The 13,109-nt window shown below is 58.6% G+C and carries 8 protein-coding genes; 3 read left to right on the forward strand and 5 right to left on the reverse strand.

Translation table 11 applies throughout. The features are described from left to right. The first annotated feature begins 136 nt into the window (after window positions 1-136). Window positions 137-1,384 (forward strand): hypothetical protein, encoded by a 1,248-nt coding sequence (locus C2U37_RS22615; RefSeq protein WP_004883036.1) that lies wholly within the window; start codon window positions 137-139, stop codon window positions 1,382-1,384. Between the two features lie 239 nt (window positions 1,385-1,623). Here C2U37_RS22615 and C2U37_RS22620 read toward each other — a convergent pair whose 3' ends face one another. Together C2U37_RS22620 and C2U37_RS22625 are read right to left on the reverse strand one after the other, a co-directional pair. After that, on the reverse strand, window positions 1,624-2,691 hold the full coding sequence (locus C2U37_RS22620; RefSeq protein WP_004883035.1) for a PDDEXK nuclease domain-containing protein: 1,068 nt from the start codon (window positions 2,689-2,691) through the stop codon (window positions 1,624-1,626). Then, the gene (locus C2U37_RS22625) at window positions 2,688-3,887 is read right to left on the reverse strand and encodes a tyrosine-type recombinase/integrase (protein ID WP_004883034.1); all 1,200 of its coding nucleotides are present in this window, start codon (window positions 3,885-3,887) and stop codon (window positions 2,688-2,690) included. The genes C2U37_RS22620 and C2U37_RS22625 overlap by 4 nt, the downstream gene beginning before the upstream one ends. 281 nt (window positions 3,888-4,168) lie before the next feature. Between C2U37_RS22625 and C2U37_RS22630 the strand changes: the two genes are divergently transcribed. Next, window positions 4,169-5,506 carry an IS4-like element ISAeme15 family transposase gene (locus C2U37_RS22630; RefSeq protein WP_104452794.1) on the forward strand — a complete coding sequence of 446 codons (1,338 nt, stop codon included), beginning with the start codon at window positions 4,169-4,171 and terminating at the stop codon, window positions 5,504-5,506. Window positions 5,507-5,570: 64 nt separating this feature from the next. On the opposite strand, the gene carB is transcribed toward C2U37_RS22630, so the two are convergent. The 3 genes from carB to dapB all read right to left on the reverse strand — a co-directional run bounded on the left by carB (window position 5,571) and on the right by dapB (window position 11,420). Further along, window positions 5,571-8,795 (reverse strand): carbamoyl-phosphate synthase large subunit, encoded by a 3,225-nt coding sequence (carB, locus tag C2U37_RS22635; protein WP_010675188.1) that lies wholly within the window; start codon window positions 8,793-8,795, stop codon window positions 5,571-5,573. 16 nt (window positions 8,796-8,811) lie between these two features. Further along, window positions 8,812-9,948: a glutamine-hydrolyzing carbamoyl-phosphate synthase small subunit gene (gene carA, locus C2U37_RS22640; protein WP_104453099.1), complete on the reverse strand. Its 1,137-nt coding sequence runs from the start codon at window positions 9,946-9,948 to the stop codon at window positions 8,812-8,814. Between the two features lie 659 nt (window positions 9,949-10,607). Then, a complete protein-coding gene (dapB, locus tag C2U37_RS22645; protein ID WP_010675190.1) occupies window positions 10,608-11,420 on the reverse strand; it encodes a 4-hydroxy-tetrahydrodipicolinate reductase in 813 nt (270 codons plus the stop codon). 316 nt (window positions 11,421-11,736) lie between these two features. Between dapB and C2U37_RS22650 the strand changes: the two genes are divergently transcribed. Continuing rightward, complete coding sequence (locus C2U37_RS22650; RefSeq protein WP_052816483.1) at window positions 11,737-13,083, forward strand: Na+/H+ antiporter NhaC family protein; 1,347 nt, start codon at window positions 11,737-11,739, stop codon at window positions 13,081-13,083. The last annotated feature ends 26 nt before the right edge of the window (window positions 13,084-13,109 follow it).

A 13,109-nucleotide genomic window follows, 5' to 3' on the forward strand; every position in this document is an offset into this window, starting at 1 on the left:
GGCCGTGGAGGGCTGGCGAATGCCAGTCCCGTCAGGGATGAGCGAATAGCGAACGTGGAGCAGCGCGATCCACAAAGTGGAGACGCTCAAGGTTCCGTCGCTTACTATTTGGACTACGGCGAGTTGAGTAAAAAATATGAAAAATATCTTTGAAGAAATCAATGAATTTTCTTCGGAAAAAATCGCGTTATTCAGCTTTGGGAAATTTTGCTACGTCTTTCTTAATAAAGACCCGATCTTTGTCAAGAAATTGCTTCCCCTCATCCAAACCTCTCTGGCAAATGAGAGCTTTCAGGCAGACGTAATGCGTGCTTATACGGAGGGCTGCATGAATGAAAAGGCGGCCATTCTGAAAGAATTTGAAGCCAAACGCGACCATCCAAACGCAGCCAAGTTTTATGGGCCACAGCTTGATCTAGTGGACAAGCGATTGGCTATAAAGACAATCCAGCATTTAATGGACTACTTAAATAATTATCTCAACGAGTATCCGGGATCGCTAGAAATTCTCAACAATTCCTACAAGCATATCCATGACGAAGATGGTGTTTCGTACATAAAAGAAAATTACGCAAATTATCGCATTGGCTGCATTTTTTATTCCAAGCACCAATCAATCATGGGGAGGGCTGAGATGCTGGAGCTAAAATATTCCAAGGTAGTTGAACGTGAGTACGAGAAAATTGGAATTGACATAAGAAAGGAAGATGCTCAGTTCTCTAAATATAGTCTTGTCAGCCTGAACGAGAATATTCAGATATTCAACGACAAGGATAGTCAGACAATACGCGATGAACGCATAGGGCGACACTTCTGGATAAAAGTTCCGAGGAAGCTGCTTACCTCTATCGAGGAACTCATTGAAAAAGGAATGCTGTCCGAAATAGCATTCAGGATTGATTACGTCTCCGATTATGTCCCTGCAATGGAGGAGATGGAGTTTGGCGCTCCGTTGCGATTGAAAATATCTTCCCTTCCTAGATTGTCAAAGTTCTACTCCACCGATAAATATGAGAACAATCTATGGATTCACCATGACGCAGAGAAGCTAAGTTTGACTTTTGAAGAATTGATGGAGGACTTTGAGGTGGCAGGCGACGACGTCGTAACGCAAGTCATCCATCTTGAATACAGTTCAAAAGGCGATGATTTTTTTATAACTCACTTGGATCACGAATTTATCGTATATACGTTGGATAGCTATCAAGAAAGATTGAGCAATGCCAACATCAAGGGGCATAGAAAAATAAAGACATTCAAAATAGATAACTCAATGATCCCGTTTGATATAAATATTAGCGGGGATCTTTTTCTGTTTCAGGTTCTCGATTCGTATTTAAAAAATGATGACTTGATTCGTGAATATTTTGAAAAAATTAACTGACTTTATAGTTTGAGATATTTAATTAAAACAGCGATCGGCATAGAACATGGCGCTGCTGCCCGCGATAATCATGTGATTGGGCGCTCGCGCCCACTAGCCCCAGCGCATCCTTGAGCCGCAGGCCAGTTCCTTATCGGCCTATGGCGATTCCACACTAGCATGGAGCCTCGATAGAGCAAGAGATCCGTTGCCACATGCTCGTGCTGTGGTTTGGGTGTACGGTTGGACAGATGCTGCTGTCAGGACTTCTCGCCAGGCTGCCGCTGCTCGATCTGCAACCGCGCCCGTTCGGTCGCCTGCTGCAACCGCTCCCCCAGCACCGCACGCGGCGGCAGGGTCGTCAGGTATTCGGCTACGTGGATGCCCGACTTGTCCAGCTCCAGCAACTCGATCTGCTCTGACTTCTTGCCGGTACAAAGAATGATGCCCAGCGGCGAGGCTTCCTCCGGTTCGCGTTCGTGCTTGTCGAGCCAACGCAAATAAAGCTCCATCTGCCCCTTGTATGCTGCCTTGAACTCGCCGATCTTCAACTCCACCGCCACCAGCCGCCGCAGCTTGCGGTTATAGAACAGCAGGTCCAGGTGGAAATCCTCGTCGTCGATCTGGATGCGTTTCTGCCGGGCTAGGAAAGAGAAGCCCGCGCCCAACTCCAGCAAAAAAGACTCCATTTCGCGGATGATCGCGGCTTCCAGGTCGCCTTCCTGCCAGGTATCGCGCAGGCCCAGGAAGTCGAGGATGTACGGGTCGCGCATGACCAGCGCCGGCGACATGCGCTGCGCATCGCGCATCGCCGCCAGCTCTTGCGTGATCGTCTCGTCCGGCTTCTTGGACAGCGCCGTGCGCTCGTATAGCATCGAGTCGATGCGCTCGCGTAGCGTCCGCACGCTCCAGCGTTCGGCGCTGGCCATTTGCACGTAGTAGTCCCGCTGGAGCGGGTCTTTTAGCGGCAGCAGCGCCACGAAATGCGACCAGCTCAATTGTCGTGACAGCGTCACGACAATTGGCTCGTCCGAGAAGGTGGCGGCGAACTGCACCATCCGGCGCAGGTTCTTGTCCGCGAAGCTACGTCCGTAGTCGCGGACAAGCTGCGCCGCCAGGGTCGGCAGGATTTCGTCGCCGTACCCGGCCCGCTGCCCGGCAAGCACTTCCGTATGGATGCGCTGGCCAATGCGCCAGAACAGCAATGTCAGCTCGGCATTGACCGCCGAGGCGACGCGCTGGCGCGACGCTTCGATCAGTGCCCGGATGTCGCCCAGCAGCGCGGGCGGCGCTGCTGGCGCTGAGACGGATGCCTTGCGCCGGGTCATGCGGCCACCTCCTTGGCTCCCTGCATCCCGGTGATCGTCTTACGCCGATTCGCCACCAGTTCGGCCGCCTCTCGCACCGGCTTATCCTCGGTGTGGACGTAGCGCATGAACATGACGACGGTCTTGTGCGCCGTTAGCGCCATGCCGACCTTGACCGGGATGCCCGAATTGGCAATGTCGGTCGCCGAACGGTGGCGGATGCCGTGCGTGCCCACGTGCGTAGCGCCAGCCGCCTTGAGCGCACGGCTCCAGCCACCGTAATACTCGCCCGTGGTTAGATGCTTGCCAGCGTGGCTAGGAGAAGGCAGCACATAGCGGCTACCCTCCTGCCGGGGTGCCGTCGAGAGTAGCCGATAGGCTTCCTCGCTCATGGGCTTAGACATGCCGCCTGTCTTGCTGTCAGGCCAGACGACGCGCCGGTTCTGCAAGTCAACCCAGTTCCATTCCAGCGCGATGATTTCCGAGCGGCGGCCGGCGAACTCGAACTGCAGGCGGATTCCCAAAGGGATGACGTAGTTCTCCAGCCCCTCCGACTCGATCTTGTCGAGCTGTCGGAACAGGTTGCCCATTTCTTCGTCGCTGATGAGGTGAGTCGATTTGCCGGCAGGGAACATCGGGACGTGACGGCAAGGGTTGGTACCGTCGGGCCGATAGCCCCATACCTCGGCCATGTTGAACATCTTGCGCAAGACGCTGAATACCTTGTTCGCCTCGGTCTGCTTGTACGAAAGCTTTTCCATCAGTCCGGCGATTTCAGGACGCTTCACGTCCTGAACTTTCTTGCGTCCCAGCAGCGGAATAATGTTGCGATTGATGACAGCCTGATAGCCGGCTTGGGTGCTGAGCTTGTTGCGCTTCTTGGAGTAGTCCTCCATGAACTTCGTGCATAGCTCCTTGACCGTAGGTGCCTGGCGCGCCTCCGCCTTCTCTGCGGCGGGATCTCCGCCTCGGCGGACTTGGGCCAGCCATTCCTGCGCCAGCGACCGCGCCTGTTCGACGGTCAGCTCCCCGTACAGTCCTAGCGAGGGCTTGCGGCGCTCGCCAGCGTTCGTCCGGTACTGGAGCATGAACACCTTGCGACCCGCCGGGGTAATCTTGCACAGGAAGCCGGGGACCAGCGTGTCCCGGAGTTCGACGGCCTCTGCCTGGGGTTGCGCCGCATCGACAGCGGACTTAGTGAGTTTGATCTTAGCCATGATGACTCCTTGGAAAGACCTGGATTCCAAGGGCCGGATAGGAGTCAGGCGGTCGGAAGTCAGGTCAGGTTTCGGAAAGCACCGGCATATGTTGAACTCGCTTAAGTCATTGATAAACCTGCTGTATCGGGCTGTAGCGTAGTCCAGCGAATTTCGGTGCTGGAGTCATGGTGAAATAAAAAACCCCGCCATCGCTGGCAATGCTGATCAGTTAAGGATCCATTGACCGATCCTTCTGCTGTAGGACAATCCGGAACCAATCACTGGTTCCGGATTTTTTTATGTCTATTGCAAACGATCTGAACGATGTTGTTGAGGCATCTGGCGACATGCTGGCTCGGCTGGCCATTTTTGCCGACCATATTCCCGACGAATGGATTACTGCCGCTGCCGCCTTGTCTGAAAAGGCCACTATCCGCCGACGCCGCTTACCTTCTGATATGGTCTTGTGGCTCGTCGTGGGGATGGCCTTTTTCCGCAATGAGCCCATCTCCGAGGTCGCTCGGCGCCTCAACATCTGTGCAGAAGGGTTGGCCAATGATGCCTTGCTCGCGGACAGTGCCCTGTCTCAGGCCCGTCAGCGACTCGGCAAACAGCCGCTCGAGTGGCTGTTCAAACAGTGCGCCGATGTGTGGGGGCGGGAACGTTATCCTGAAGACCATTGGCACGGTTTACAGGTCTTTGCCATCGATGGGGCCCTGTTCCGAACCCAGGATATGCCTGAACTCAGAGCACATTTCGGCTCGGGTAACACCTCAACCAACCGGCAGACACCCTACCCGATGCTGCGGTTGGTCACGCTCATGAATGTCCGCTCGCATGTCATTGCCAACGCGGCCATCAGCCCGTACCGCAAAGGGGAAATCCCCCTGGCCAGCGAGTTCATTCACTCATTGCCGGACAAGTCAGTGACCCTGCTGGATAAAGGCTTCTTCGGTGCCGACCTGTTGCTGCGTATTCAGGCCGAAGACACCGACCGTCACTGGCTCATCCCGGAACGCAAGGGGCTGGTATACACGGAACTTGAGCGCTATGGCGACGGTGACCGTCTGTTGCAAATGACGGTCTCGCCTCAGGCTCGCAAGAAAAACCCGGCGTTGCCGACACACTGGCAAGTTCGCGCAGTGACCTATGAGGTGGCAGGCAAGGAGAAAACGGTCTTTACCTCCCTGCCCGTGGCGCGATTCAGTGCAGCTCAGGTGGCGACCCTGTACCACGAGCGCTGGGAAATCGAGCTGGGATACCGGGATATCAAAAGCGCGATGCAGCACAACGCCATCACGCTGAGAAGCAAGAAAGTGGACTTGGTCTATCAGGAGCTGTGGGGATTGCTGCTTGGATACAATCTGGTCAGGCGGGAGGCCAGCCAGGCCGCCGTAGCCCATCAGCGAGCGCCCAATGAGGTGAGCTTTAAGTTTGCCTGTCAGCTCATCGCGAACCAGATGGCAGTGATGGCGGGCGCGTTATCGCCAGCCCATACGCCACGGAGGTTGGCGGAGTTGCGGGGCTGCATAGGCGTCATGTTCATAGAAAAACGCCCCAGGCCATCGAGACCCAGGGCGGTGAAGATATCAAAGACCCGTTTTCCGGTAAATCGCAATGCGGCTCCGCTTAAGTGAACAGCATTGCGCCATCGCTGGCGGGGTTTGCGTGCATCGAGCGGGCAGCGTGCTGCCGGTGCTCTTAGCGGTTGTTCACCTTCTCGTGCAGCTCCTGCACCGAGTTCACATTGGCGGTGGCATCGACACTGATGGCCATGCAGGTGGCGAAGGCCGCGTGCAGCGTGGTGGTGTAGGCCACCTTGTGCTGCAGGGCGCCACGGCGCAGCTGCTTGGAGTCCTCGATGGCCTGACGACCCTCGGCGGTGTTGACGATATAGGTGTACTCGCCATTCTTGATGCGATCCAGAATGTGCGGACGCCCCTCGTGCACCTTGTTCACCAGACGCGGGTTGATGCTCGCCTCGCCCAAGGTCACGGCGGTGCCGTGGGTGGCGTCGAGGTCATAACCCAGCTCCAGCAGCTTGGCGGCCAGGTTGACCACCCGCTCCTTGTCGCCGTGGCGAACGGACAAGAGGGCGCGACCTTCGCTCGGAACCTGGTGACCGGCACCCAGCTGCGCCTTGGCATAGGCCTCGGCGAAGCTGCTGCCCACCCCCATGACTTCACCGGTGGAGCGCATTTCCGGACCCAGCAGCGGGTCCACACCCGGGAACTTGGCGAACGGCAGTACCACTTCCTTCACCGAGTAGTAGGGCGGGATGATCTCGGTGGTAAAGCCCTGTTCTTTCAGGCTCTGACCGGCCATGACGCGGGCGGCGATCTTCGCCAGCGGTGCGCCGGTGGCCTTGGAGACAAACGGCACGGTACGGGCGGCACGGGGGTTCACCTCGATGAGGTAAATCTCGTTGTCTTTCACCGCGAACTGCACGTTCATCAGACCGACTACGCCAAGTTCCAGCGCCAGTTTGCGCACCTGCTCGCGCATCTCGTCCTGAATCGCCTTGGACAGGGTGTAGGGCGGCAGGGAGCAGGCGGAGTCACCGGAGTGAATGCCGGCCTGTTCGATGTGCTCCATGATGCCACCGATGACCACGTCAACGCCGTCGCAGATGGCGTCCACGTCCACCTCGGTGGCGTCGTCCAGGAAGCGGTCCAGCAGCACAGGCGACTCGTTGGAGACGCTCACTGCCTCGGCGAAGTAGCGGCGCAGGTCCTGCTCGTCATAGACGATTTCCATGGCGCGGCCACCCAGCACGTAGGAGGGGCGAACCACCAGCGGGTAGGTGATGCGCGTGGCCAGTTGCACGGCCTGCTCCAGGGCGGTGACGGTGCCGTTTTCCGGCTGCTTGAGCCCCAGGCGCTCGACGGCGGACTGGAAGCGCTCGCGATCTTCCGCGCGGTCGATGGCATCCGGGCTGGTCCCGATGACCGGCACGCCGTTGGCTTCCAATGCCCGCGCCAGTTTCAGCGGAGTCTGGCCGCCGTACTGGACGATGACGCCCTTGGGCTGCTCGACCCGCACGATTTCCAGCACGTCTTCCAGGGTCACCGGCTCGAAGTAGAGACGATCCGAGGTGTCGTAGTCGGTGGAGACGGTTTCCGGGTTGCAGTTGACCATGATGGTCTCGTAACCGTCTTCACGCAGAGCCAGGGCCGCATGCACACAGCAGTAGTCGAACTCGATGCCCTGACCGATGCGGTTCGGGCCGCCACCGATGACCATGATCTTGTCGCGGTTGGTGGGGTTGGCCTCGCACTCCTCGTCGTAGCTGGAGTACATGTAGGCGGTGTTGGTGGCGAACTCGGCCGCGCAGGTATCGACCCGCTTGTAGACCGGGAAGATGTTGTGGCGGGCACGCAATTTACGCACTTCACCTTCGGCCACGCCGAGGATCTTGGCCAGACGGGCGTCGGCAAAGCCTTTGCGCTTGAGGGCGCGCAGGAAGTCGGCGTCAAGACCGGCCATGCCGCGCTCTTTCACCTGCTCTTCGAGCTTGACCAGCTCTTCAATCTGCACCAGGAACCAGGGGTCAATCTTGGTCAGCTTGAACACGCCGTCCATGGAGAGGCCGGCGCGGAAGGCGTCGGCGATGTAGAAGATGCGCTCGGCACCAGCATCCTGCAGCTCGTGACGGATGCGGGTCAGGGAGTCGGGGGCGTTCAGGTCAACCATGGGGTCGAAGCCGGTCTTGCCGGTCTCGAGACCACGCAGGGCCTTGTGCAGGGACTCCTGGAAGTTGCGGCCGATGGCCATCACTTCACCCACGGACTTCATCTGGGTGGTCAGACGGTCGTTGGCACCGGCGAACTTCTCGAAGTTGAAGCGCGGCACCTTGGTCACCACGTAGTCGATGGCCGGCTCGAAGGAGGCCGGGGTACGACCACCGGTGATGTCGTTCATCAGCTCGTCCAGGGTGTAACCGATGGCGAGCTTGGCGGCGATCTTGGCGATGGGGAAACCGGTCGCCTTGGAGGCCAGCGCAGAGGAGCGCGACACCCGCGGGTTCATCTCGATGATGACCATGCGGCCGTCTTTGGGGTTGATGCCGAACTGGACGTTGGAGCCGCCGGTCTCGACACCGATCTCGCGCAGCACCGCCATGGAGGCGTTGCGCATGATCTGGTACTCCTTGTCGGTCAGCGTCTGGGCTGGCGCGACCGTGATGGAGTCACCGGTGTGGATGCCCATGGGGTCGAAGTTCTCGATGGCGCAGACGATGATGCAGTTGTCGTTGCGATCCCGCACCACTTCCATCTCGTACTCTTTCCAGCCGATGAGCGACTCGTCGATGAGCAGCTCCTTGGTCGGGGAGAGATCCAGACCGCGCTCGCAGATCTCCACGAACTCTTCGGTGTTGTAGGCGATGCCGCCGCCCGAGCCACCCATGGTAAAGGAGGGACGGATGATGCAGGGGAAGCCGACCATCTGCTGCACGCCCCAGGCCTCTTCCATGTTGTGGGCGATGCCGGCACGGGGGCACTCGAGACCGATGCTGCGCATGGCCTTGTCAAAGCGGGAGCGATCCTCGGCCTTGTCGATGGCGTCGGCGGTGGCGCCGATCATCTCGACACCGAACTCCTTGAGCACGCCATGCTGCTCCAGCGCCAGGGCGCAGTTCAGCGCAGTCTGACCACCCATGGTGGGCAGGATGGCGTCCGGGCGCTCTTTCTTGATGATCTCGCGCACCACTTCCCAGGTGATGGGCTCGATGTAGGTGGCGTCGGCCATCTCCGGGTCGGTCATGATGGTGGCCGGGTTGGAGTTCACCAAGATGACGCGGTAGCCCTCTTCTTTCAGGGCCTTGCACGCCTGGGCGCCGGAGTAGTCGAATTCGCAGGCCTGACCGATGACGATGGGGCCGGCGCCGAGGATCAGGATGCTCTGTAGGTCGTTACGTTTTGGCATGGCTCTCTTTATCCTCTTAGGCGCGATACTGCTTAATCAATTCAATAAAGTGGTCGAACAGACCGGCACAATCGTGCGGGCCCGGGCTCGCTTCGGGGTGACCCTGGAAGCTGAAGGCCGGACGGTCGGTGCGATGGATGCCCTGGAGCGACCCATCGAACAGGGAGACGTGGGTGGCACGCAGGCTCTCGGGCAGGGTCTGCTCGTCCACCGCAAAGCCGTGGTTCTGGGCGGTGATCATCACGGTGTTGTCGTCCAGACTCTTCACCGGGTGGTTGGCACCGTGGTGGCCGAACTTCATCTTGATGGTCTTGGCGCCGGAGGCCAGGCCCAGCAACTGGTGGCCCAGGCAGATACCAAACACCGGGGTGCTGGTATCAAGGAAAGCCTTGATAGCTTCGATGGCGTAGTCGCACGGCTCGGGGTCGCCGGGGCCGTTGGAGAGGAAGATGCCATCCGGGTTCATCGCCAGTACCTCGGCGGCCGGGGTCTTGGCCGGCACCACGGTCAGGCGGCAGCCACGGTCCACCAGCATGCGCAGGATGTTGCGCTTCACGCCGAAGTCGTAGGCCACCACGTGGTATTTCAGCTCATCGGCCGCCGGGATGACGTGACCCTTGCCGAGCTGCCAGCTGCCTTCAGTCCAGCTGTAGGATTCGCTCACGGTCACTTCCTTGGCCAGGTCCATCCCCTTCAAACCGGGGAAGGCGCGGGCCTGTTCGAGGGCATGGGCTTCATCGAGCTGCTTGCCGGCCAGGATGCAACCAGCCTGGGCGCCTTTTTCACGCAGGATGCGGGTCAGCTTGCGGGTGTCGATGTCGGCGATGCCAACGATGTTGTGGGACTTGAGGTAATCGGAGAGGGATTGCTGATTGCGGAAGTTGGAGGCCAGTATCGGAAGGTCCCGGATGATGAGGCCCTGAGCATGGACCTGACTGGACTCTTCATCTTCGCTGTTGGTGCCGGTGTTGCCTATATGGGGGTAAGTGAGGGTAACGATCTGACGGGAATAGGAGGGATCTGTGAGGATTTCCTGATAACCCGTCATCGACGTGTTGAAAACCACTTCACCAACGGAACATCCCTCGGCGCCTATCGACACGCCTTTGAACACAGTTCCATCTTCCAGCACTAGCAATGCAGTGTGATTCAAGACAACCTCCAGTTATTTAGCTTTAAATTCAGCAATTTACCTGGGTGTTGCGGGCTCGGTTCCGGTCTTTGACAGGACTCGAACCCGGCAGATTTCTGGCAAATTGGGCGCATTCTACTTAAAAACGATCTCATTTCAACGTCTTTTCTCGTTTGAAATGCATCTAAATTCAATAAACAAGCAACATTACCCATTATCTATGCACTCACTCGCTTTGCAACCCCCTCTTCAAAAAGAAAAGCCAAACACAGACAACAAAGCGGCGCCCGATGCCATGCAACGTACAAAAAACCAAATTTACCACTTAATAAACAGCAAGATAGAAAATTAAAAAATAAACTACACAACAGCAAAAACACCATTTAAAGCCAGAAAAGTGAACACCAAGAATAGAAAACGTTTTTCTTGGATTGCATTTTTAGTCTATTTCACATCAAGGCGAAATGCCCCCCGCAGGGGAATATTGAGACCCAAACCCGTTACCCCTTGATGACATTTTTGTCGCAAGAGGGTGGCAGGCTTGTAAGAATGGCAGGATTTAGCGAGGTTCACTCAAAAAGTGATGATTAAGGCTCATTTCTACAAAAAAGTGACAAAAAACCCCGGCGGACCGGGGTTTGGCAACCAGTACGGGAGTCTGCACTCCCCCTGAAGACGGTTTATTTCAGACCGAGCACATCCTGCATATCATAGAGACCGGCCCCTTGCTGGCCGAGCCACTTGCCCGCCCGCACTGCACCGTTGGCGAAGGTCAGACGGCTGGAAGCCTTGTGGCTGATCTCGACCCGCTCGCCGATGTCGGCGAACATGACGGTGTGCTCCCCTACCAGATCTCCGGCGCGGATGGTGGCAAAGCCGATGGTGTTGCGATCCCGCTCACCGGTGATCCCCTCACGGCCATAGACAGCGCACTCTTTGAGATCCCGGCCCAGGGTTTTCGCCACCACTTCCCCCATGGAGAGCGCAGTGCCGGACGGAGCATCCACCTTGTGTCTGTGGTGCCCCTCGATGATCTCGATGTCGGTGTACTCCCCCATCACCCTGGCCGCCTGCTCCAACAGCTTGAACACCAGGTTGACCCCGACCGAGTAGTTGGAGGCGAAGACGATGCCGATCTGCTTGCCCGCCTCGTGCAGGGCCGCCTTGCCCGCCTCGTCAAAGCCGGTGGTGCCGATCACCATCTGCTTGCCATGCGCCAGTGCAAAGGCGAGGTTCGCCAGGGTCACCTCGGGGCGGGTGAAGTCGATGATGAGATCGAACTCGTCCTTCACCTTCTCCAGACTGTCGCTGATGATGACGCCAAGGCGCCCCAGGCCGTTGAGTTCACCCGCATCCAGACCTATCACGGCAGAGCCCGGTCGCTCCAGCGCCGCTCCCACCACCACGCCCTCGGCGTTGGCGATAGCCTCCAGCAGCACCTTGCCCATACGACCATTACAGCCCATCACGGCCACACGGATCGGATTGTCCATCTCCACCCTCTCATCTCTTTATTATGGAAAGAGACCGTTTTACCAGCCCGCGTCCCCTTTGAAAAGCCCGATCTGGCCCGCCAAACCACCCCGACATTTAAACGATAAATTCATTAAAAACAGAATAAATAACGGAATAACCAGACAAGTCAGAATCACGAAGCAAAAAGCCCTATCCATCTGGACGGCTATCTTGACCTGGGCGGGCCGACTCACTACTGTTGGCCCCCCATGGTGGCAGGATGCCCGCCCTGTGCCCGCCCTGGAGGCGCCACAGGCAACGACAGGAGGTCATTGTTCAAGTTTCGAGGAACACATGATCCAGACCCAACCCCGTGCCAGAGCCCTGCTGCCCCTTCTGGTCTTTCTTGCCCTCTTCATCGGTACCGGTACCTGGCTGACCCTGCAGGGGGTCGAGTTCGCCTTCTACCAGCTCCCAGCCCCCGTTGCCGCCCTGCCTGCCGTCATGCTGGCCCTGCTGATGGGACGCGAGGGGTTCAACAAGAACCTCGAGACCTTCTTCAAGGGGGTGGGCGAGAGCAACATCATGGCCATGTGCCTCATCTATTTGCTGGCGGGCGCCTTCGCCACCGTGGCCAAGGCCACCGGCGGGGTGGATGCCACGGTCGCCCTCGGCCTATCCCTCATTCCGGGCTGGTGCCTGCTGCCGGGGCTCTTCCTCATCTCTGCCTTCATTGCCACCGCCATGGGTACCTCCATGGGCACCATCGGCGCCGTGGCACCGGTGGCGCTGGGCGTCGCCCAGGCCGCCGGCATCGATCCGATGCTGATGGCGGGGACCATCCTCTCCGGCGCCATGTTCGGGGACAACCTCTCCATCATCTCCGACACCACCATCGCCGCCACCCGCAGCCAGGGCTGCGAGATGAAGGACAAGTTTCGCGAGAACATCAAGATTGCCGCCCCCGCCGCCGTGCTGGTGATCCTGTTCTATCTGGTGCTGGGCTCCACCGGTGAAGCGCCGGCCCCCACCGCCGAGGCGGACTTGCTCAAGGTCGCCCCCTATCTGCTGATCCTGGTGCTTGCCCTCTCTGGCATGAACGTCTTCATGGTACTGGGGCTCGGCATCCTGGCGGCCGGTGGCGTGGGGCTGCTTGATAGCTACTCCCTCGGCCAGTTCAGCAAGGACATTTACCAGGGCTTTACCAGCATGCAGGAGATCTTCCTGCTCTCCATGCTCATCGGCGGTCTGGGTGCCCTGATGGAACGCCAGGGGGGGCTCGCATGGATAAGTGAGCGCATCGCCGCCCTGATTGCCCGCTTCACCCGCCACCACGATGGCGAGCAGAACGAGAAGGCGGCCGAGCTCGGCATCGCCGGTGTGGTGAGCCTCACCAACCTGTGCACCGCCAACAACACCGTGGCCATCATAGTCGCGAGCAAGGTGGCCAGGGATCTGGCGGACCATCACGGGGTCACCCCGCGCCGCGCCGCCTCCATGCTGGACATCTTCTCCTGCGTGGTACAGGGGCTCATCCCCTGGGGCGCCCAGGCGCTGCTGCTGGGTTCCATCTTCGCCCTCTCGCCGATCCTGGTCGTGAGCATGAGCTTCTACCCCATGGCGCTGGCACTGGCCGCCATCGTGGCCGTCTTCCTCAAGCACCAGATGGGCGCAGTGGCTCCCGCCCCCCACCGCTCCTGACGCCCGACCTCAGGGGCCGCCCGGCT

This window comes from Aeromonas sp. ASNIH1, from assembly GCF_002934285.1.
Lineage (GTDB): Bacteria > Pseudomonadota > Gammaproteobacteria > Enterobacterales > Aeromonadaceae > Aeromonas > Aeromonas caviae.